Raw genomic sequence first — 22,418 nt, 5'->3', positions numbered from 1 at the left:
GGGTGAGGGATGGGCGCGCCGGTGGGGGCGTCCGTCCCCGCCGTCGCCGTCATCGGGCATTCCGCTGGTCGAGACGACCGTGCGTCGCAGCCAGCACCTCGACGAAGGTGTCGCCCTCGCGCAGGACACCGAACGCGCGCGCCCGGCGGATCACCGCCTCGGCCCAGGCCCGGTGCGGACGCAGTTCGTTCATCTTGTTCGCGTAGCTGCTCGGCCGTACCCCGCCGGCGTCCCCGTCGAGGACGGCCTCGGCATCGGTGTACTCCTCTTGGGTGACGACGTGCAGCGCGTGCACGGCGGGCACGTGGCTGGGGTGGATCACTGTCTTGCCGATCAGGCCGTTGGCCTTGTCCAGAACGACCTCCCGGATCAGCCGGTCAAGGTCGGCGGAGACCAGTTCGCTGCGCATCCGGATCGCATCCTCCCCGCCGTCGACGCGGTCCGCCTGCGCGAACGGGGTCACCCGCAGCGAGCTGACGAAGAGCCGTTCCGGCTGGGCGAAGTACTCCCAGACCGGTCCGGTCACGACGTGGTCACCGCCCCGCGCGCAGATGTTCACGATGTCGGCGATGCAGTCCCGGACGACAGCGATGTCGTAGATCGTCAGGTCGCGGTCACGGCGCAGCCCGAACAGCCCACACAGGTCCGTCGCACCGAGCCGGATCGCCAGCACCTGGTCGGCGTGCTTGTCGACCAACCGCCGGACCGCCGACAACGCCTCCACCCGGGTCTCCCGGTTGATGACCTGCGGGCTCTCCAGCACCGGCATGGCCCACAGCGGGCGACCGGCCGTCTCGGAGGCCCGCAGCACCGCCTCCATCGCAGCCTCGCCGCCCTCCTCGGCGAACTTGGGCAGCACGAACCCGGCGAGACACCCGACCCCGGCCGGCCCGAGCCGGTCGACAAGATCCGGGATCTGCCCGACCGCGCGGACCCGGACGAACAGCAGCGGCATCGCGCCCGCGGCCCAGGGGGGCTCCGCCGCGAGCGCGCGCAACGCGGCGACGACGTTGTCCTCGGCTGCGGCCACCTCGGTGTCGGCGATGGAGTCCTCCAGACAGAGAACCATCGAGGTCACCCCCGCAGCGGTCTGTCTGCACACGTCCGATGCCAACCGGGGGCGCGTCCCCGGGGCGTAGAGGGTCGCGCCGAGCGCGGTGGCCAGCAGATGACGATCATCATTCACGGTGATGTCCTCCGGCGGCCGGAGGAACAGCGCGTCAACCGTCTCGGGGCCTAGAAAGGCGAAGTGGCGCAAGCAGCGTTCTCCTCGTCGAAGGCAGGGGCGTCGTTCGACGAGCATCCCGAAACGGTGCGCGCCGACCGAAGCCGGCAAGATCGTGAAACGTTGCCTCTCAGCGACGGTACCTGGCGAAAGGCATCCGACGACAGCCCGCGGGAACTGACGGCCAGCCGACACACGGCGGCCATCTCGGCGCCATCTACGGGGCGCCGACCTGCGGCGCAGCGTCCGCGAGCGGCCAGCCACCAGCCGGCAGCGGGCGGCGCCCGCCGGCCTGATCAGGAACGGGCGGTCCGGGAACGGATGACCCGGGAACGGGTGGTGGGCCGCGGAAGGCTGTGTCGCCCGCGGCCCACCACTCCCGGCCGACCCTCGACCGACCCCCACTAACGCGACTAACTGGCGCCGGATCCGAAGAGCTTCTTGTACATGGCGGACGCCTTCGGGTTCTGACCGCCGTTCGTGATGGTCGAGCAGACGTTTCCGGGAGTGGGGTCGCTGAAGTAGGCGTCGTAGCCCATCACGTCGCTGGCCGCCTTGAAGGTGTCGAACATCTTCTGGATGTAGAAGGGATTGTCGCCACCGCCGTCACCGCTGCAGGAGGCCACCCCCCATTCTCCGACGCCGACCTTCTTCCCGTGCTCCCGGGCGAACCTGATCACGTAGCACAGGCCGTTGACGTCCTCGCACTGCTTGTTCCACGTCGCCTCGTCCTTCGACGGGGGGAAGTGGTCGTAGGCGTCGATGCCGACATAGTCCACGTACTCGTCGCCGGGGTAGGCGCCCCAGGGACTGTTGCCACTGGGCACCGGGGAGGCGTGCGCGTTGAAGGTCCAGTCGATCTTGACTTCGGAGTCGGTGGACCGGATGGCGGTCGCGATCTTCCGGAAACAGTCCCGGAACACCGTCGGGTCGGCGTCCGTATGCCAGTACATGAACGTTCCGTTGAACTCCCAGCCGATCCGGATGATGGAGTCCGCCCGGCCGTGCGCCACGAGGAAGCTGCCGAGCTTCTTCCATTCGGAGTCGTACTCGCCTCGGGCACAGGCGGCGTTGTCGCCCTGGCCCTTGGGGAATGTCGGCTGGCTGATCAGCAGCTTGCCCTGGAAACCCTTGAAGAGATCCACCGGCCAGGCCGGCTCCACCAGCCCGCCCCAGCCCTGGTCGCGGCTCGTGTAGACGTGGACGATGTCGTTCGGCCGGCCGCGCCAGTCACCGAACTCGACGAGCTGCGCGAGCTGATGCGACTGGAACCCCGACAGCCACGGCAGGCCCGACCTCGTCCCACCGGCGCCGGTGCCCGTCGCTCCCGTACCGGGGGTCGGTCTCGACCCGGACGGGGTCGCGGTCGGCGTTGCGGTTCTCCTGGTGGGGGCGGTCGAGCTGGCGCTCGCGGACGGCCCGGGGGACGGCGCGGGCGAGACGGCCGGGCTCGGCGAGGTGCCCACGGACGTGTCCTGCTGCCTGGGAGACGGCGATGTCGAGGGCGCCGTCTTCACCACCGGCTCGTCGGGAAGAGCCGGAGCGGCCTGGAACGCCCGGGCGGCCGCCTCCGGTCCGGTCACCTCAAGGGCGTCGGTCGCCGTGGCCGTGCCCTGGGTGGCCTTGACGTTGACGGTTCCCGCGAAATCCGCCGGCACCCGGAAGCCGAGGATGAAACGGCCGTCGGTGTCCGCCCGGGTGAGCGCGCTGCCGCCCAGCTTGGCCGTCTCCGCCACGACGGTGACATCATCACCTGCGGTAAAGTTGCGGCCACCGACGAGCACGATGTCCTGGTCGAAAAGGACGAGGGTGATCCGGCTGCGCGCCTGCGGGCTCAGCGTGGTGAGTGGAACGCCCTGCGCGCGGCCACTGCCCGCGTCGCCCCCCGCCCGGCTGGATCCGCTCGTCGCGGATGGCGACACGGTCGGAGTCGGCGACGGTGACTTTCCCGCGGCGCGGGCCAGCGGGGTGACCGCCTGGAGGAGACCCACCACGAACATGGCTATCAGGCCGATCCGGGCTCCGGTCCGGATCCGGCGCTGGGTGTGGATCCGGCGCTGGGTGTGGATCCGGCCGCTGCGGGGTCGTCGATGGGCTGAGGGAATCGGCAGGCCGACCGGAGGGGCGGGTCGGCCGCGGATGATCGAGGCCATGCTCGCGCGCTGCCTTTCGGTGTTGGCGTGACATGCTCCCGTCGGATCCCCCGGCGCGCGACGGCGGAGCATGGCCGGACCACGACCCACGATGGGGCGTCCCCTCCGAGCGGACCGCTCGCACGGCAACCGCTCAGCGCTCCACCGGACTCGACCCGTGCCTCACCAGGCGAGTCGACCGGGCACCGTCAGGTGCCCGTCCGTGAACCCGACCGTCTCCGGCCTCGCAGCCGGAACGATTCGACAGGTGCTCCACCCAGGTAACCGATACACACCTGGGCGGTACTGGGACTAGGAGTGATGAGGCCAATCGTAAACGGCGCATCCCAGCCAAGGAACAGCACCCTCATGAATACTTTCCGTAGTAGCGCATATGTTGCAGATCTGGTGCCACAAAGCCCGAGGTGGCCGCCATAAATCAACGGAAGAACAAGAAGAAATGGGCCGGAGCGGACCACGGAGAGCACATCCACCTGGGATCGCTCCGGATCATCGAATGACCAGTGCGTCGTCCGGTGGTTGGGTGATGGTCCATCCAGTCGGGTGCACCAGCGCGGGCAACAGCCGGACTCCCCAGGGCAGCTGGGCGCTGTCCAGGGTGACGTCGATGGTCCGGGTGCCGGCCTGGTCCACAGCGGCGAGCCGAGACAGCTCGTGGGCCTCCGCGGCAGCCCGCGGCGGTACGGTTCCCGGCCGCGCGAACAGGATCAGATCTCCGGCCGGACCGGTGGTGTGCACCTGCACCCGTAGGGTGCGCCGCCGCCAGCCGGCCCTGCTCACGGTGTAGGTGACGGTCGGCTGGACGGCCGGTGCCGGAGCCTGCGGCGGCGGCGTGGGGCTGGTGGGCGAACCCGACGTCGGGCCCGACGGCGGGTTCGCCTGCGCATCCGACGCGTGCTCCGGCACCGGGCGGAGGGGGCCGGTGGCCAGGGGCTGCGGGTAAGTGCCCGTCGCCGCGGGCAACGGCACAGCACCCGTCGCCGCGGGCAACGGATAGCCCCCGGTGCGGGGCTGGGTCGGCCCACCCGGCGGCTGCATCGTGATCGGGTCGGCGACGGCACCAACCACCGGCCGGCCCGGGGCCACGCCGGCCGGGGCCACGCCGGCCGAGCCTCCCGGGCTGCTCCCGGACGCCGCCGGCATCGGGGGTGGATCAGGACGCGTCGCGGGGCGCGCCAGCACCGAGACGCCGGCCGCGACCACCCGGGCCACGCCCCCCGACCGGTACACCGGGTAGCAGGCCACGTGATAAGCCCACCCGTCCCGCGGCGCGGCGAGATGCCAGCCGCCCTTGATCTCAAGACTGGTATTGGTGACCTTGGCGCTCGCGGCGTAGGGATCATCCGGTCCGGTCGGCGGTTGGTCACGGCGCCAGAGCACCCGCGCCTCGGTGACCCCCGGTGGCAGCTGGAAGGACAGCACGATCGAGTCGCCTCGATCGTCGGCGCGCAGATCCCGCACGGGTTCGATGGCGAGGTGACGCACGGCCCGGCCGACGACGGCCGTCCCGCCATGGACCGTCAGCGGCGTGTAGATGACCTCGCCGACCTGTGCCGCCTCGCTGACCTGCCCGGAACGGCTCAGCCCCACAAGACGTGACGAATCGGTGATGGCGGCGAGCGACACGTCGCCGCCTTCCGGCCCGATGCCGATCACCGGCAGGGGCCCCGACCCCGGGCAGGGCCACGGGCCGGTGCTGGTCCCGTGAGCGGTGCTGATCGCGTGGGTGACGGCGGCGGGGACGGCCGGCGGCTGCGGCACCGGGGTCGCGTAGATCCGCACCTCCCAGCCGGGCGGCGGCGTCCAGCGCAACGTGGTCCGCCCGGCGGCGGTGACCGCCGTGAGGTCATGGACGGGCCGCGGGCGGGCGGCCACCTCCAGCGTCACCTCGGCCCCGGGGGTCCGGGCCGGGCGTCCCCGCGCGTCCTGGTACTCGACGAAGACGTGGTAACGATAGGTCATGCCGACGACGACATCGGTGTCGTGGAAGAGGCCGCCGGTGCCCCGCGCCCGCCGGGGCGGCTGGCTGACCGCGGCGGGCGGTGCCACCGTCCGCTCCACTGTCACGGCGGCCAGCGCCCCGCCGAGGCTCCAGTCCAGGCGGATCCCGGCGGCGGTGCGCTCGGCCCGCAGGTCGGTGATGTCCCGGGTGAAGACGAGCGGGGCGGTCTCCACCGGCGTGGAACGGCGCTCACCGCAGAGGGCAGTCACCTCGTATCGCACCGGAGTCCAGGCGGGAGCGCCGGCATCGCACAGCTCCGTCGAGCGGGTGGTACCGAGGCTGCTCCGCCCCGGGGCCACCCCCTGGCCGTCACCAGCTTCCACGGACACGACGCGTTCCACCCGGTAGGAGACCGAGCCCCCGACCGAGGGCGAAGCGCGCCACCACAGCTGCACCGAACCGTCGGGGCCCGGCACCGCGGTCAGGTCGGACGGCGGGGAGAGCGGCAGAGCCGCCATCGCCGCGAGCGCCTCCCGGTTGTCCGCCGCCGTCGCGAGGACCGCGGCGAGGGCGGCCTCCTGGTCCTCGGGTGGTAGCGCGCGCGCCGCCTCGACCCGCCGGCGGATCACCGCCTGGGCGGCAATGAGCTCGGCCAGCACCTCGGCCGGTTTCCGGCCGTCGGGGCCGGGGACGTCGGCGGCCTGTGCCGCGAGCCACCGGGCATCGGCAAGCGCCGCATCCGCCCGGCACGCCGCGCGGGCCCCGGTGAGTGCCCGCCAACCGGCGTCCGCGGCGCCCAGCGCGGCGGAGACCCGGGCTCCCAGTTCCTCCGCCGTCCCGGCGACCGGTCCACCGACGGCGGCCAGCACCGGATGGGCGGTCGTGAGGATCTCGCTGGCCTGGCGGGGATAACCGCCCTCCAGGGCGCGACGCACCGCGACGAGCGCATCGGCCGCCTCCCTGGCCTGGCGCAGGCTGTGCCCGCAGTGCCGGCAGACAACCGCCGCCGCCTCGGTCATCGATCCGCAGGACGGGCAGGTGGTGTAGAGGTCGGTGTCGCAGTACCGGCAGTGCCGCACGGACCCGGCAGCCTCCGGCCGGCCGCATCCCGGGCATACCACGTAGTCGACGACCCCGCCGACGTTCACCGCGGCGCCGAGCTCCCGAGCCGCCTCCAGGACGACGGACTTCGCCTGAGCCGCGGTCAGTCCGCGCCCGGTCGCGAGCGCCGCCCGGACGAGACCCTCGAAGGCGACCGCGGTGAGCTCGCCGTCGAGCACGACGTGTTCCTCGACCGCGGGCCGCAGCTCGTCCACGGCGTCCGCCATCAGCCCAACGGTGTACGCGGCGGGGTCGCCCTCGATCAACCGGGCGGAGACGAGGGCGAGCAGGTCCGCGGTGACCGTCTTCTCCCGGTCATGGGGACGGTGGTGGTTGCCCGCCACCATCCCGGCGTACGCGGCCCGCAGCCGCTCCGGTGAGGCGTCCGGGGCCAGCCCCAGGAAGGCCCACAGCGACGCCGTCGAGACCCGGTCCCCGCCGCGCAGGGCGCGCAGCTCGCCGAGCCGTTCGGAGATCTGCCGGCGGACCTCGGCCGGCAGCGGTTCGACGCCCCCGCCGACGGCGTCGATGATGATCTGCTCCCGGCTCAGGCGGGCGTCGAACTCCTCGACCGTCACCCCTGCGGCGACGGCGAGGCGGCGCAGGCCGTCCACCCGGGATGCCGGGATGCCGCCGAAACGCTCCCGGACGGTGGCGAGATAGCCGTCGACCTTGGCGAGACGCTCGGCGTCACCGCTACGCCGGGCTGCCAGCACCCGGGCGCGGACCCGTTCCCGGGAGTCCGCGTCCCGCAGCGGCTCCTCCCATTCCGCCCGCCGACGGACAAGCTCGGCGGCGAGAGTCGCGTACTTTGCCGAGTTGCGTTCCCGCTGCAGGAAGGCGAGCACCCGCACCAGGTGCGCCCCGACGTCGGAGTCGCTGTACGCCACCGTCGGATCGAGACCCGCGAGGAGGAACGGGTCGGCGGTGTCCAGGGAGGCGCGGGCCCGCAGCGGCGCCAGCACCCGCTGGCGATAGCCGCTGCCGTCGAACGCCGCGCTCACCGATCCACCTTCGTCCCACGTGCCCACCGTGCCCACCATGCCCGCCGGGAACCGGCCGGCGGCCCGTCGTCAGGCGCCGATCGTGGAGCGGCCGTCGACCACTCCACACCTGAGAGTACGAAGCCGCGCCTCGGCGCGGGCCGCGGACGCCAGGTTGGCGCCGCCCGCACGCACTGCGCGCACCCACGCCCCCGCGAGGCCTGTAGGGCGCTCCACCGGACGCGGTGCCTGGTCAGGCTGAACCCTATCCACTCCGGCGTCGGCCGCCGCGGGCCGGAACACTCGTGCGGGAACACTCGTGGGGGAGGCCGAATGGCCCGGCACCGGCATCGATCCGCACCGGCATCGATCCGCGGCGGGATCCGATCCGCCGCGGGGTCTCAGTCCCGCTGCTTGAGCAGGCTGACCTTTGCCGACTCGACGGCCCGCATCTCCTCCGAGCCGACCCCGGCGCGCACCTCCAGCACCAAGGGAGTGGCCGCGCCCTCGTGCGAGGCGGTGACCTGGATCGTCTGGTCCCCGCCCATCGTGAAGGTCACCTCAACGGGGGTGCCCAACGGGTGGCCAGACGGAATCCCGCTGATGGAGCCGGCGACGATCACTTTGTTGTCGTCGATCGCCGTGGACTCGGCGGTGGTGCCCTGCTCGAAGACCCGGATGTCCACCTCGGCCTGATCGTCGACGACGGTGTAGAAGGTCCGGGTGACGGCGATAGGCAGCGGGTCGTTCTGGTGGGCGAGGAAGGCCGCGACCGGTGTGCCCCGGTCCTCGGCGAAGATCCCGAAGCCACGTGACGTGACGTTCGTCACTTTCGTGCGGACGAGATCGACCACGGAGGCGGTCGCGAGTCCCGCCTCCTCGGCGCTGGCTGCGGCCGCCTTCTCCACGTCCACGGCGTCGGCTGCGGCGAGTTCCTGGTCGGGACGTAGATGCCCGCTGGCGACCAGGTCCGCGTGGACCTCGCGCTCCAGTGCCTTCTTCTGCCCGTACACCGCGGCGCCCTTGGCGACGGCGAGATCGGGATCGGCAAGCCGCGAGGTGAGCCCGAAGGACTCCTGCAGCCGGCGGGCCACCGCCGGTGTCTTGCTCATGCCCCCCACCAGCAGGCACAAGTCGATCTTCTCGACGCCCTTCTCCCGGGCCCGCGCCAGCACCGAGCCGGTCAGGTCGATGGTGCGCCGCAGCAGCGGGCCGGTGATCTCCTCGAAGACGGTCCGGGTCACCGGCACGCTTGTGCGTCTGCCGTTGTGCACGACCAGCACGTCGACGCTGTCCCGGCCGGACAACGCCAGCTTCGCGTCCTCGGCCGCGGCCAGCAGCTCCTGCTCGTCGTAGACGTCGTCGAGCGGGTCGCCCGCGTCGGGCTGCGCCTCGGTGAACTTCTGCGCCAGGTAGCGGACGAGTTCGTTGTCCCAGTCCGCGCCGCCCAGCTCGTGGTCGCCGTCCGTGGCGACCACGGTGATCGCGCCCTCGCTCAGCCTGATGACCGTGGTGTCGAACGTGCCACCGCCGAGGTCGTAGACCAGCACGGTCGACTCCTCGGCCCCGTCCTGGCCGAATCCGTAGGCGAAGGCGGCGGCGGTCGGCTCGTTGATGATGTCGACCACGTTGAGGCCGGCGAGCTCGCCGGCCAGCTTCGTCGCCTTGCGCTCCTCGTCACCGAAGTACGCGGGCACGGTGATCACTACATCGGCGACCGGGACACTGGTCGCGCGTTCGGCGTCCGCGGCGAGCGCCTTGAGCACCAGGCTCGACACCGCGGCGGCGCTGTACTCCTCGTCATGCGCCACGAACCGCCAGTCCGACGCGCCCATGTGCCGCTTGACCAGCCGGGCGACGTCGTCGGGACGGATGCGAGCCTGGCGCTTGGCCTGGGTTCCCACCACGAAAGAGGTTGGGCCCTCCGCCCCAGTGTCGAACAGGACGACCGAAGGCGTCGTCGGCTGGGACTCGATGTTGCGGATCACTTCCGGTCGGCCGTACTCGTCGACCTGGGCAATGCAGGAGTAGGTCGTGCCCAGGTCGATCCCGAACACCTTGGTGCCTGCCACCGTCTAATTCTTCCCTTCACAAGCCTCGTACCTCCGCGGCTCAGCGCGATCGGTAGACCTCGGTCTCCGCCGGTCGGACGACCGTGGTCTCGCCGCGGACGAAACCCGGACGAACGGTACGAGCGATCGTCCCGTCCCGTCCCGGGTCGTCCGTCGGCACCCGACGCACCCCCAGGTGCCGCGCCGGGTCGAAGGTCCCGCCCGGCACCGCCGTGTACGGGCGGACGTCCACAGCGACATCGAGCACCTGGAGCAGCTGCTTACGCAGGATGCCGGCGACACTCTGCGGATCGTCGGCCCCCAGGCTACCCATTTGATCATGAAGTCGAATCAACCCCCGCAGAAGGGGGGCCATGGCTTCGGTAAGCTCACCACTACGTAGCCGGGCATTCTCGGCATGCAATCGGTCCACGAGTTGGGTATCGCGGCGCCGTAGCCGGGTCAGTTCGTCAACGCGGCTCGCGAGGCGTTCCAGCGCCACCGCCTGGACAGCACCGATCGAACCCACCAGATCCGTCCCGCCGCCGTCAGCGCCCGGACGGTCCACGGGGCAGTCCTGATCCGCCGAACCGTCCTGAGGAACCTGATCATCCTGAGCCGCGGTGCCGCCATGGTCGACCGGGCCGCGCTCCGCATCCCGTTGATCCGGGCCCGTCGGAGACCGTGTCGGCGTCGCCGGTCCGGCGTGCTCGGATGCCACGGCCGGCTCCGGCTCGTCGGGCCGGACCTCGTCGGGCCGGACCTCGTCGGGCCGGACCTCGTCGGGGCCACCCGCCCCGAGGTCCCCGCCCTTGGGACCGGTCTCGCGCCACTCAGCCTCCGGCAGGTCATCGGCCTCGCGCGGATCGGTCGCCTCGTACGCGGGCGCGCCCCGAGAGCCCGCGACGGAGCGGTGTTCCTCCCGCGCCCCATACCTCGATCCGGCATGGTCCCCGTAGCCACTCGACCCGCCGTGGCTTGGCTGCGAGGGGGACCATGCCGGGGCGTTCCGTCCCGGGAACCGGTCCTCCCTCGGCGGATGGGCGTCCACCGGAACCTGCCCTCTCCGGCCCCGTTCCCAGCCGCCCGCCCGCGAAGGACCGGTGTACGCCGGGTCGGCCTGGCCCGGATCGGCGCCGCTCACCGGCCCGCCGCAATCATCGGCGGAGTATCGTCCGGGCCGCTCCCGGCCTCGCCCGGAAGCCGAGTCACGATCAGGATGAGATCGGTGCCCGGGGTGGGCCCGCTGGTCGCAGCTCGCATGGTCGGCGCGCGCCTGCTCGGGCGAGGGCTCGCGACGTGGCTGGAACATCGAGTATCGATCCTCCTCGCCGACGGGCGGCGGGACCGGATGGCTCATCGCGGACTACCGGCGTCACTTGCGGCCGGCAGTCCAGTTCAGGCCCCAGCCGTAGGCCTCGTCGAGCTCGCGGTGACCGCTGACGTAGCGGACCTCCCGGCTGACCTTGAAGTCGTTGCCGGTGTTGGTCAGCAGGGCGATGGCGCACATCCGGGCGCCACCGGCCTGCTCGTCCAGCCGGACCTCGATCGGGGCACCCTGCGCCGGAGTCAGAGTGACCACCGCGTCGGCCTGGTCGAACGAGGCCACCCCCTCGTAGATGAAGGCGAACACGAGGATGCGGCGGATCTGGGAGATGGCTGCGAGGTTCACGTACAGGTTCTCGCCACCGACCGCGGCGCCCGTGCGGTCGTCCGCGTCGAGGTTGATGAAGGGGGGATCCGTGAAGGAGCCGAACGCATCACCCAAGGCCTGGACCACACCCGCACGGCCGTCGGAGAGCTCGAACAACGCGGCGAGGTCGAGATCAATGCCGCCGCCCGCGGCGCCCAGCACCCGCTTGAGGAAGCCGCCCTTCTGCTGGCCGCCGCCCGGCTGCTGGTTCCAGTTGAGGTTCACGTGCAGCCGCCCGCCACCACCCTGTTTGCTCAGCGAGACGGTCGGCGCGGATTTCGTCAGTGTCACCTTGCTCAGCGAGACCGGGCCGGAACCGGCCGCCGGTGTGGCGGGACGTTTGCTGTAGTCGATGCCCATGATCCGCTCCCTCGCGGTAGCTGGGTGTCATCCATGATCAGGTGATCATCGCCTGGCAGGATCGGACGCCAGTACCCGACGATGTCACATCCGCGGCGACGCTCTCCAGACCGGCCACCCGGGCCCGGTGCGCCGGCCGGCTGTCACCGGCCGGCGCACGGCCGCTACATCGGGGCGCCGACGGCCTTCCGTGGCTGCCCCGGGCCGCCCTCGTCCTCGCCCGGGGCGGACCCGGCACCCGCCAAACCGCGCTCGGCGGACCGGTGGCGGATGGAGGACAGCAGCGACAGACCGATGAAGGCCACCCCGATGAGACCGGTGACGATCTCCGGAACCTCGGTCTCGATCGAGATGGCCAGGATGATGGCCAGCGCCCCGATCGCATAATGGGCACCGTGCTCGAGGTAGATGTACTCGCCCAGAGTGCCCCGCCGGACCAGGTAGACGGTCAGGGACCGGATGTACATCGCGCCGATCCCGAGACCGGCCGCGATGACGAAGATGTTCTGGGAGATCGCGAAGGCGCCGACGACCCCGTCGAACGAGAACGACGCGTCGATGACCTCGAGGTAGAGGAAGAGGAACGCGGCGGCCTTGCCGGTGGCGAGCACCAACTTCGGCGGGCCGGCGGTACCGTTCGACCGGACCGGGGCCAAGCCTGCCGAGCCGGCCGGCTTGGCGGCGTAATCGTCGTCATCGTCCTCGGCGCCCACACCGCGGGCCTCGAAGAACTCGCCGAGTCCCCGCACGCCCAGATAGGTCGCGAGCCCCGCCACCCCGGAGAGCAGCACCTGCTGCTGGTGGTCGCCGGCGAAGGCCTGGCCAACCACCAGCAGGGCGATGAGCCCGAGCACGATCGGAACCACATCGAGCTGGCCCGCCCTGCGCAGCGGCTCCTCCAGCTTCTTGATCCACTGGATCTCCCGTTCGGGGTCGAACAGGAAGTCCAGGAACAGCATGAACAGGAAGATCCCGCCGAACGCGGCGATGGCCGGATGCGCGTCACCCAGTTTCTCCGCGTACCGGGCACCGTCGTTCAGCGCCAGGTCGAAGACCTCGAGCGGACCGAGATGCGCGGTCAGCGCCACGATGGCGATCGGGAAGATCAGACGCATGCCAAACACCGCGATCAGGATGCCGAGCGTCAGGAAGATCCTCTGCCAGAACTGGCTCATCCGGCGGAGGATCGTCGCGTTGATGACGGCGTTGTCGAAGGACAAACTGATCTCGAGCACCGTGAGGATCGCGACGAGCGCCGCGTTCCTGGGGCCACCGATCACCCCCGCCGCGGCCACCCCGATAACGGTGATCGCCAAGGACCATCCGAAGATTCGCAAGGCGTGCACGCCTACCAACACCCTCCCGGACCGGTCGCCAGACCCCGGCCGCGCCGCGCGGGCGGATCCGCGGTCCGTCGGATCCCGCATCGCTCAAGCATCGCCGGAGACCGCGTCGTCCCGCGGCCTGCTGGCCCGGTGCGGCGGTCGTCGGCATCGTAACTGCTCGTCTGGTGGGCGCGACCTGACAAAAGTGCTACACCCGATGTGTATCGCTCTACCTGTACATGTCACCCACCCGCGACCGGACCCATAGCATCCGGTCATTACCACGCCGGCAGGCGCGGCCGGACCCACCGGCCCGGTCGGACCCACCGGCCCGGTCGGACCCACCGGCCCGGTCGGACCCAGTGACCCGGTCGGACCCGGTCGCCCGACCGAGCCCGACCGCGCATCCGGGGTTCAGGCGTATCCGGGGTTCAGACGTTGACGCCGAAGTCGCGCGCGATCCCGGCCAGACCCGAGGCGTAGCCCTGTCCGACCGCTCGGAACTTCCAGTCCGCGCCGTGCCGGTAGACCTCGCCGAACACCATGGCCGTCTCGGTGGAGGCGTCCTCGGTGAGGTCATAGCGGGCGATCTCGCTGCCGCCGGCGCCGTTGACAATCCGGATGAAGGCGTTGCGGACCTGGCCGAAGTTCTGCTGCCGCGAGTCCGCGTCATAGATCGAGACCGGAAAGACGATCTTGTCAATCTCCGCCGGCAGGGACGTGAGGTTCACCGTGATGGCCTCGTCGTCGCCCTCACCCTCGCCGGTCAGGTTGTCGCCCTGGTGCTCGATCGCACCGTCGGGGCTCTTGAGGTTGTTGAAGAAGACGAAGTGCCCGTCCGACACGACCTTGCCGTCGGCCCGGCACGCGATGGCGCTCGCGTCCAGGTCGAAGTCCGCGCCGGTTGTGCTCCGAACGTCCCAGCCGAGCCCGACCAGGATGTTGGTGAGTCCGGGCGCCTCCTTGGTCAGCGACACGTTGCCGCCCTTGCTGAGGCTGACTCCCACTGCTCCTCCTGCTGTGCGTTGTTCGAAAGGGCTGCCGTTCAGATGTTGCCGCCGTTCAGATGTTTCGGGGGCCGCTCGAGCGGCCCCCCGCGGAAGCCGGCGACCCGAGGCGAGGTGCGCCCCGGGTGTCCCCCGGTGTCCGGGCGCCGGCAGCCTACTGCGCGGCGTGAACGCCACAGTGACTCTCCGCCCACGAAGGCCACGTGGCCGGAGTACTGTGCCCTGCGGGACGAACGAGTGGGCCACGAGGTTCCCGCAGCCGGTGCCACACCGCCCCGTAGCCGCGCCGGCTGCGCCCGAATCGTCCCGGTGCCGCCCGCCCGCCACGATCGGGCCACCCCTTTACGTGCCGGCAACCGCGGCGGAACACCACCCGAGCTACCCCGACCCCGTCACACAACATCACCACAATGATTTCGGAATGCGCCGGGCGTCCGCCGCCGGGACCCCGGTGACGCTCCGACCTCGACCCCGTACCCGGAGCACCGCAACAGAGGAGGTTCGGACGTTCGACAGGGCCGCAACTGGGGAACATTGCCTTCAGCGCGGGCCATCCGGGCGGGACGGACCGACCCATCCCAACGACAACAATCGCCCATGCGATGGTCGCGGGCAGTTCACACAGAGGTGTCGCCAATCGCCACGTACAGGGCGGACCATTGAGGTGTGGTTCGTCTGGATAAGGTCGTCATGATGATCGGACGTTCAGTAGGCCGGGTTGTCGTCTCCGATGTGACGCCGACTGTCTCGTGTGGCCAGTGGCCGGCGCGGGCGGTCGCGGGCGAAATTCTCACCGTCGGTGCAACGGTGTTCCGCGAGGGTCATGACCTCATCGGCGCGAACGTCGTGCTGTCAGGTCCCGACGGGCAGGGAACTCCGTTCATCCGGATGCGCTCCGCCGGCCCCGGAACCGACCGTTATGAGGCGGAGATCACCGCTGCGACCGAAGGCCTGTGGGGATATCGGGTCGAGGCGTGGGCCGATCCGGTCGCCACCTGGCGGCACGGTATTGCCCTCAAGGTCGGCGCGGGCCAGAGCACGGACGAACTCGCGGTGGACTTCGAGGACGGTGCGCGCCTGCTGCTGCGGGCCCTGCCCGCAGCCCCCGAACCGCGCCGGGCGGAGATCGCTCTCGCCGTGGCCGCGCTGCGCGACGACGACTGCACCGACCCCCGCGACCGGATCGCCGCGGCCCTCGATCCCCGGCTGGTGAGCCTGCTGGACGCCTGTCCGCTGCGCGAACTGGTGACCCGCTCACCGCTGTACCGGGTGTGGGTGGATCGTCGGCGCGCCCTCCACGGCAGCTGGTACGAGATGTTCCCGCGCTCGGAGGGCGCGAGCCTCGACCCGCCCCGCTCCGGGACCTTCCTCACCGCGGCCGAACGCCTGCCTGCGGTCGCGGCGATGGGCTTCGACGTGGTGTACCTGCCGCCGATCCATCCGATCGGCGAGGTCAACCGCAAGGGTCCCAACAACACCCTCACCCCCGGTCCGACGGACCCCGGCTCGCCGTGGGCCATCGGCAGCGAACACGGCGGCCACGACGCCGTGCATCCCGACCTCGGCACGATCGACGACTTCGACCTGTTCGTCGCCCGGGCACGCTCGCTGGGCATGGAGATCGCGCTGGACCTCGCCCTGCAGTGCGCGCCGGACCATCCATGGGCGAAGCATCACCCGGAGTGGTTCGTCGTGCGTAGTGACGGCTCCATCGCCTACGCGGAGAATCCGCCGAAGAAGTACCAGGACATCTATCCGCTGAACTTCGACGCCGACCCGACCGGGCTCTATCAGGAGATCCTGCGCGTCGTCCGGTACTGGACTGCACACGGAGTACGAATCTTCCGTGTCGATAATCCGCATACAAAGCCCGTCGAGTTCTGGGAATGGCTCATCGCCCAGGTGAAGTCGACCGAACCAGATGTGCTCTTCCTCGCGGAGGCATTCACCCGGCCGGCGATGATGCACACGCTCGCCAAGATCGGTTTCACCCAGTCATATACCTATTTCACCTGGCGCAATACGAAGTGGGAGCTCGAGAAGTACGCCCGCGAACTGGTGTCGGCCGCGCACTACATGCGGCCGAACTTCTTCGTCAACACCCCGGACATCCTGCCGGAGTACCTGCAGCACGGCGGCCCGGCGGCGTTCCGGATCCGGGCGGTGCTCGCGGCGACGCTGTCGCCGACCTGGGGCGTCTACTCCGGGTACGAGTTGTGCGAGAACACCCCGGTCCGACCGGGCAGCGAGGAGTACCTGGACTCCGAGAAGTACCAGTACCGGCCACGCGACTGGGCCGCGGCGGAGCGTGCGGGCCAGTCGCTCGCGCCGTACCTGACCAGACTCAACCAGATCCGCCGTGCCCACCCCGCCCTGCAGTGGTTGCGCAACCTGCACTTCCACCATGCCGACGGGGACGAGATCATGGTCTTCTCCAAGCGGGTGGACTCCCTGCGGGCGGACGGCACGGATCCCGGGGACACGGCCGCCGCCGACACCGTGCTCGTCGTCGTCAACCTCGACCCGCGCGCTCCCCGGGAGACCACCGTGCGGCTCGACATGCCGGCCCTCGGCCTCGGCTGGGCAGACTCCTTCGAGGTCACCGATGAGATCACTGGTGCCACCTACGCGTGGGGCAAGCAGAACTACGTGCGGCTGGACCCGGCGGTCGAGCCCGCGCACGTCTTCGCTGTGCGGGCCCGGTCGTGATGGATTCTGAGCCTCTCAGCGAACCGATCGGCGACCACACCCCCGGCCCGGCCCCCGCCATGCCGGTCGGGGGGACTTTACGCGACCCACACTGGTTCAAGCGAGCCGTGTTCTACGAGGTACTCATCCGCGGCTTCGCGGACTCCAACGGCGACGGCACGGGGGACATTCGCGGCCTGATCTCCAGGCTCGACTACCTGGAGTGGCTCGGTGTCGACTGTCTATGGCTGCTACCGATCTACTCCTCGCCGTTGCGTGACGGCGGCTACGACATCAGTGACTACTTTCAGATCCTGCCGGAATTCGGTGACCTCGGCGACTTCGTCAGCCTGGTTGACGAGGCCCACCGCCGGGGCATCCGGATCATCGCGGATCTGGTGATGAACCACACCTCGGACGCCCATCCCTGGTTCCAGGCGTCCCGCTCCGACCCCGACGGGCCGTTCGGGGACTTCTACGTCTGGTCCGACAGCGACGAGCTGTACCCGGACGCCCGGATCATCTTCGTGGACACCGAGAAGTCGAACTGGTCGTGGGATCCGGTCCGCGGTCAGTACTACTGGCACCGTTTCTTCTCCCACCAGCCCGACCTGAACTATGACAACCCCGAGGTCCAGGAGGCGATGCTGGAGGTTCTGCGCTTCTGGCTCGATCTTGGCATCGACGGCTTCCGGCTCGACGCGGTCCCCTACCTCTATGTCCGGGAGAACACCAACGGCGAGAACCTGCCGGAGACCCACGAGTACCTCAAGCGGGTCCGCAAGGAGGTCGACGCCAAGTACGCCGACCGGGTGCTGCTCGCCGAGGCAAACCAGTGGCCCTCCGACGTCGTCGAGTACTTCGGCAACGACGACGAGTGCCACATGGCGTTCCACTTCCCGTTGATGCCGCGCATCTTCATGGCGGTCCGGCGGGAGTCCCGCTACCCAATCTCGGAAATTCTTGCTCAGACGCCCCAGATCCCGCCGAACTGCCAGTGGGGCATCTTCCTGCGCAACCACGACGAGCTGACGCTCGAAATGGTGACCGACGAGGAACGGGACTACATGTGGGCCGAATACGCGAAAGATCCGCGTATGAAAGCCAACATCGGCATTCGTCGCCGGCTGGCGCCGCTGCTGGACAACAGCCGTGACCAGATGGAGCTGTTCACCGCGCTCCTGCTCTCGCTGCCCGGCTCGCCAGTGCTGTACTACGGCGACGAGATCGGGATGGGTGACAACATCTACCTGGGCGACCGGGACAGCGTCCGGACTCCGATGCAGTGGTCACCGGATCGTAACGCCGGTTTCTCCACCGCGGACCCGGCCCGACTGTACCTTCCCCTGATCATGGATCCGGTCTACGGTTATCAGGCCCTGAACGTCGAGGCCGGACAGCGCATGCCGACCTCGTTCCTGGCCTGGACCAAGCGGATGATCGAGGTACGCAAGCGTCATCCGGTCTTCGGGCTCGGCGACTACACCGAGCTTGGCGCGTCCAATCCCTCGATCTTCGCCTTCGTCCGCGAGTTCGGCGACGACCGGGTCCTGTGCGTCGCGAATCTGTCCCGCTTCGCCCAGCCGGTGGAGCTCGATCTGCGTCGTTTCGAGGGAATGGTTCCGGTGGAGCTGCTCGGCCGGGTGCACTTCCCGCCGATCGGCGAGCTTCCCTACCTGCTGACACTGCCAGGTCACGGACATTACTGGTTCGCGGTGACCAGACCGGGGGAATTCACCCCCTAGCCGCGTTGGGCGGACCGGGGCAACGGAGGCCGTCGGGGCGGTCGGGCAAGGAACAGCCAAGGAGCACTGGAACCGCCTGAACGACGTGCGGCCCGGCCCGGGTCGGGCAAAAGGCTGCTATGGAGGCAGTGGACGTTAGGTTAGCTGGCATAATGATCGTTGAGGACGGGCACCGGGAGGTCGATGATGGGTGACCACCACGCGGAACTGACCGGCCTGTTGCGCGAGTGGCTCCCCCGGCAGCGCTGGTTCGCCGGGAAGGGCAGATCCGGGGGCGGCCTGCGGATCCGCCACGACGTCGTGGTCTTCGAACCGCTACGGCTGCTCGTCGTTGACGTCGACTACGACCACGGTCCGTCGGACCATTACCAGGTTCCGGTGGTCATCCGCTCGGACGCGCCCTTCGGCCACGAGGGCTTCCTGATCGGCGAGAGTGCCGGCGGCCTGGTCTACGACGGCCTGCACGACCCCGATGGCAGCTCGGCCCTGCTGAGTTTCCTCCGCCGGTCGACACACCGCGACGGCCTCGTCGCCGAGGCGCTGGAACCACTGGACATCCTGCCTGCCCACGCCGTCGGCGCCGAGCAGTCCAACACCTCGATCGTCTACGGCGACGCCTACATCCTCAAGGTGTTCCGGCGGCTCTGGCCGGGCGTCAACCCCGATCTGGAGGTGACCCGGGCGCTGGCGGAGACGGGCAGCACGCACGTGGCCCGCCCCGTCGCCTGGTACTCCGGCCGTGTCGACGGGACACCGACCACCTTCGGATTCCTCCAGGAGTACCTGCGCAGCGGTACCGAGGGCTGGCGACTGGCGCTGGCCAGCGTGCGCGACCTGTACGCCGAGGCCGACCTGCACGCCGACGAGGTCGGCGGCGACTTCGCCGCGGAGGCCGAGCGGCTGGGTACCGCCACCGCCGAGGTGCACGCCGACCTCGCCCGGACGCTGCCGACGAGGCCCGCGACCGCCGATGCCCTGCGCTCCCTGGTGACCTACCTGCATGGCCGGCTGGATGCGGCGGTCGAGGCCGTCGCCGAGCTGCGTCCCTTCGAGGCGGCGATCCGCAAGAGCTACGACGAGGTGACGGGGGCGTCGGCGCAGGCCGTCCATCCCCGGCCCTTCCAACGGCTGCACGGCGATCTGCACCTGGGTCAGGTCCTGCGGGTCGACTCGGGCTGGGTGCTGTTCGACTTCGAGGGGGAGCCAGTCCGCCCGGTCGCCGACCGCGTGGGGCTGGAATCGCCGCTGCGCGACGTCGCCGGGATGCTGCGCTCGTTCGACTACGCGGCCCGGTCGATGCTGATCGAACGCGGTGACGAGCCGTCGTTGGCCTACCGCGCCCAGGAGTGGGCAGATCGCAACCGGGAGGCGTTCTGCCGGGGCTACGGTGCCGCGGCCGGCCGCGATCCTCGTGCGGATGCCGTGGTGCTGCGTGCGTTCGAGCTCGACAAGGCCGTGTACGAGATCCTGTACGAGGCCCGCCACCGACCGGGGTGGATCGGGATCCCGCTGTCCTCGGTGGAACGACTGACCCGCTCCAGCCCGTCGGCGGGGTAAGCCATGGCCCGGCCCGGGCCGTGGCGGCCGCCCGGCAGCGGTGCCGGCACCCGGACGCGGATCAGCCAGAAGACCCGACAGAAGACCCGACAGAAGACCCGAAAAATCACCGCGCAGAGAGGCAGGGGTGTCCCAGTGAACAACGGCGACGTCAACAACGGCACGGCGCGGACGGGACGCCTGGCCACCGGGCTCGCCCCCGACCGACCGAACCCCCGAGGGGCGGCCACCGCCGTCCGCAACGGCGGTGGCCGGGTGGCGCTGGCGGACCGCGACGCGTCGTCCGCCAGCGCCCAGCCTGGACAGAACGCCGACGATCCCGCCGTGCCATCGGCCCCACCATCGGCCCTGCCCGCAGACCCGCCCGCAGGCCCGCCCGCGGTTGCGCCCGCGGTCTCGGTCGACCTGCCCCACGACGACCTGGAGCGGTTGGTCAGCGGGGCGCATCACGACCCGCACGCGCTGCTCGGGGCGCACCCGCATCCCGGGAGCGACGCCACGGTCGTCCGGGTGCTGCGCCCCGATGCGAGGGCCGTGACCGTCCTCATCGGGCCGGCCCGGTACCCGGCCACCCGGCTGCACAGCGGCGGGGTGTTCGGAGTGGCCGTGCCGGGAATGCTGCCCGACTACCGCATCGAGGTGACCTACCCGGACGGCCCGTACCTCATCGACGACCCCTACCGGCACCTGCCCACCCTCGGTGAGATGGACCTCCATCTGATCATCGAGGGCCGGCACGAACAGCTCTGGAAGGTGCTCGGGGCGCATCCGCGCGCGCTGACGACGCCGGGCGGCGCCACAGTCACCGGGGTCAGCTTCGCCGTGTGGGCCCCCTCCGCGCGGGGGGTGCGGCTCGTCGGCGATTTCGACTTCTGGGACGGGCGTGCCTTCCCGATGCGCTCGCTCGGCCGCTCCGGGATCTGGGAGCTGTTCGTCCCCGGCGCCGGCACCGGCGCCCGGTACAAGTACGAGATCCTCGGCTTCGACGGGATCTGGCGGCAGAAGGCGGATCCGCTGGCGTTCCACACCGAGGTGCCGCCGGCCACCGCGAGCGTGGTGTTCGCCTCCGACTTCACCTGGAACGACGGCGCGTGGCTCGACCGGCGGGCCCGGACGGCCTGGCGCACCGAGCCGGTGAGCGTCTACGAGGTCCACCTGGGCTCCTGGCGGCGCGGGTTGTCCTATCGGGAACTCGCCGAGGAACTGACCGCGTACGTCGTCGAGAGCGGCTTCACCCACGTGGAGATGCTGCCCGTGGCCGAGCATCCCTTCGGCGGCTCCTGGGGCTACCAGGTGTCGGCCTACTACGCCCCGACGGCCCGCTTCGGCAGCCCCGACGAGTTCCGCCACCTTGTGGACACGCTGCACCGCGCCGGCATCGGGGTGATCGTCGACTGGGTGCCGGCGCACTTCCCCCGGGACACCTGGGCGCTGGGCCGCTTCGACGGCACCCCCCTGTACGAACATCCCGATCCACGCCGCGGTGAACAGCCCGACTGGGGTACCTACGTCTTCGATCTGGGCCGCCCCGAGGTACGCAACTTCCTCGTGGCAAACGCCCTGTACTGGTTCGAGGAATTCCACATCGACGGGCTACGCGTCGACGCGGTCGCCTCGATGCTGTACCTCGACTACTCCCGGCCGGAGGGCGGCTGGCTGCCCAACATCCACGGCGGCCGGGAAAACCTCGATGCCGTCTCGTTCCTGCAGGAGACCAACGCCACCGTCTACCGCCGTTTCCCGGGCGCAATGATGATCGCGGAGGAGTCGACCGCGTGGCCCGGGGTCACCCGCCCCACCCACCTCGGCGGCTTGGGCTTCGGCTTCAAATGGAACATGGGGTGGATGCACGACACCCTTGACTACAACTCCCGGCTGCCGATCCACCGCATGTACCACCACCATCAGATGACCTTTTCGATGGTGTACGCCTACTCGGAGAACTTCATCCTGCCGTTCAGCCACGACGAGGTGGTCCACGGCAAAGGTTCGCTGCTACGCAAGATGCCCGGCGACCGCTGGGCACAGCTCGCGAACCTGCGGGCGCTGCTCGCCTACATGTGGGCGCATCCCGGTAAGAAGCTGCTCTTCATGGGCTGCGAGTTCGCCCAGGACAACGAGTGGAACGAGTCCGCGTCCCTCGAATGGCCCCTGCTGGACGATCCCGCCCACGCCGGTGTCGCGGACCTCGTGCGCGACCTGAACGGTCTCTACCGGACGGTCCCGGCCCTGTACCAACACGACGCCGACCCGGCGGGCTTCTCCTGGATCGACGCGAACGACGCGGAGAACAACGTCTTCTCGTTCCTGCGGTGGTCGGGCGAGGACCCGGCGGGCGGCGTGCTGGCCTGCGTCACCAACTTCGCCGGCATCGGGCACAAAGGCTACCGCATCGGGCTGCCGTTCCCCGGCCGCTGGCGCGAGATACTCAACACCGACGGGTACCGCTACGGCGGCGGCAACATCGGCAATCTCGGCTCGGTCCAGGCTGTCGAGGAGCCGCATCACGGTCTCGACGCCTCGGCAACCCTGACGCTGCCGCCTCTCGGGGCCATCTGGCTCTCCCCCGCCTAGTGCCTTCCCCCGCA

The 22,418-nt window shown here is 70.3% G+C and carries 12 protein-coding genes; 4 read left to right on the top strand and 8 right to left on the bottom strand.

Annotated features, from left to right (window positions below; genetic code table 11):
• Window positions 1-49: 49 nt before the first annotated feature.
• The 8 genes from AC08OO_RS05860 to AC08OO_RS05825 all read right to left on the bottom strand — a co-directional run bounded on the left by AC08OO_RS05860 (window position 50) and on the right by AC08OO_RS05825 (window position 13,840).
• Window positions 50-1,258 carry an HpcH/HpaI aldolase/citrate lyase family protein gene (locus tag AC08OO_RS05860; protein ID WP_476606585.1) on the bottom strand — a complete coding sequence of 403 codons (1,209 nt, stop codon included), beginning with the start codon at window positions 1,256-1,258 and terminating at the stop codon, window positions 50-52.
• A gap of 380 nt (window positions 1,259-1,638) precedes the next feature.
• Window positions 1,639-3,378 carry a glycoside hydrolase family 26 protein gene (locus AC08OO_RS05855; protein WP_476610113.1) on the bottom strand — a complete coding sequence of 580 codons (1,740 nt, stop codon included), beginning with the start codon at window positions 3,376-3,378 and terminating at the stop codon, window positions 1,639-1,641.
• Window positions 3,379-3,867: 489 nt separating this feature from the next.
• On the bottom strand, window positions 3,868-7,425 hold the full coding sequence (locus tag AC08OO_RS05850; RefSeq protein ID WP_476610112.1) for a zinc ribbon domain-containing protein: 3,558 nt from the start codon (window positions 7,423-7,425) through the stop codon (window positions 3,868-3,870).
• 380 nt (window positions 7,426-7,805) lie between these two features.
• The gene (locus AC08OO_RS05845; protein WP_476610111.1) at window positions 7,806-9,476 is read right to left on the bottom strand and encodes an Hsp70 family protein; all 1,671 of its coding nucleotides are present in this window, start codon (window positions 9,474-9,476) and stop codon (window positions 7,806-7,808) included.
• Between the two features lie 40 nt (window positions 9,477-9,516).
• Window positions 9,517-10,599 (bottom strand): hypothetical protein, encoded by a 1,083-nt coding sequence (locus tag AC08OO_RS05840; protein ID WP_476610110.1) that lies wholly within the window; start codon window positions 10,597-10,599, stop codon window positions 9,517-9,519.
• Window positions 10,600-10,830: 231 nt separating this feature from the next.
• Window positions 10,831-11,508 (bottom strand): TerD family protein, encoded by a 678-nt coding sequence (locus AC08OO_RS05835; RefSeq protein ID WP_011438051.1) that lies wholly within the window; start codon window positions 11,506-11,508, stop codon window positions 10,831-10,833.
• A 164-nt stretch (window positions 11,509-11,672) separates the two neighbouring features.
• Window positions 11,673-12,854: a DUF475 domain-containing protein gene (locus tag AC08OO_RS05830; protein WP_476610109.1), complete on the bottom strand. Its 1,182-nt coding sequence runs from the start codon at window positions 12,852-12,854 to the stop codon at window positions 11,673-11,675.
• A 410-nt stretch (window positions 12,855-13,264) separates the two neighbouring features.
• Window positions 13,265-13,840: a TerD family protein gene (locus AC08OO_RS05825; RefSeq protein ID WP_011438053.1), complete on the bottom strand. Its 576-nt coding sequence runs from the start codon at window positions 13,838-13,840 to the stop codon at window positions 13,265-13,267.
• A 690-nt stretch (window positions 13,841-14,530) separates the two neighbouring features.
• Between AC08OO_RS05825 and AC08OO_RS05820 the strand changes: the two genes are divergently transcribed.
• From AC08OO_RS05820 to glgB, 4 genes are all read left to right on the top strand, one after another.
• Window positions 14,531-16,549: an alpha-1,4-glucan--maltose-1-phosphate maltosyltransferase gene (locus AC08OO_RS05820; RefSeq protein WP_476610108.1), complete on the top strand. Its 2,019-nt coding sequence runs from the start codon at window positions 14,531-14,533 to the stop codon at window positions 16,547-16,549.
• Window positions 16,549-18,273, top strand: a complete 1,725-nt coding sequence (treS, locus tag AC08OO_RS05815; protein ID WP_011438055.1) for a maltose alpha-D-glucosyltransferase — start codon at window positions 16,549-16,551, stop codon at window positions 18,271-18,273. Before AC08OO_RS05820 ends, treS begins: the two co-directional genes overlap by 1 nt.
• Before the next feature lie 186 nt (window positions 18,274-18,459).
• On the top strand, window positions 18,460-19,830 hold the full coding sequence (locus AC08OO_RS05810; RefSeq protein WP_476610107.1) for a maltokinase N-terminal cap-like domain-containing protein: 1,371 nt from the start codon (window positions 18,460-18,462) through the stop codon (window positions 19,828-19,830).
• Between the two features lie 135 nt (window positions 19,831-19,965).
• Window positions 19,966-22,404 carry a 1,4-alpha-glucan branching protein GlgB gene (gene glgB, locus AC08OO_RS05805; protein ID WP_476610106.1) on the top strand — a complete coding sequence of 813 codons (2,439 nt, stop codon included), beginning with the start codon at window positions 19,966-19,968 and terminating at the stop codon, window positions 22,402-22,404.
• The last annotated feature ends 14 nt before the right edge of the window (window positions 22,405-22,418 follow it).

The organism is Frankia sp. CeCAU1, from assembly GCF_977971845.1.
The sequence above is the reverse complement of the archived record's forward strand: the minus strand, read 5'-3'. Positions and strand labels throughout refer to the sequence as shown.

Excerpts from the sequence above, each read along its gene's own strand:
- AC08OO_RS05855 (WP_476610113.1), bottom strand. The coding sequence starts at position 3,378 with ATGGCCTCGATCATCCGCGGCCGACCCGCCCCTCCGGTCGGCCTGCCG.
- AC08OO_RS05835 (WP_011438051.1), bottom strand. The coding sequence starts at position 11,508 with ATGGGCATCGACTACAGCAAACGTCCCGCCACACCGGCGGCCGGTTCC.
- AC08OO_RS05820 (WP_476610108.1), top strand. The coding sequence starts at position 14,531 with ATGATGATCGGACGTTCAGTAGGCCGGGTTGTCGTCTCCGATGTGACG.
- treS (WP_011438055.1), top strand. The coding sequence starts at position 16,549 with ATGGATTCTGAGCCTCTCAGCGAACCGATCGGCGACCACACCCCCGGC.
- AC08OO_RS05810 (WP_476610107.1), top strand. The coding sequence starts at position 18,460 with ATGGGTGACCACCACGCGGAACTGACCGGCCTGTTGCGCGAGTGGCTC.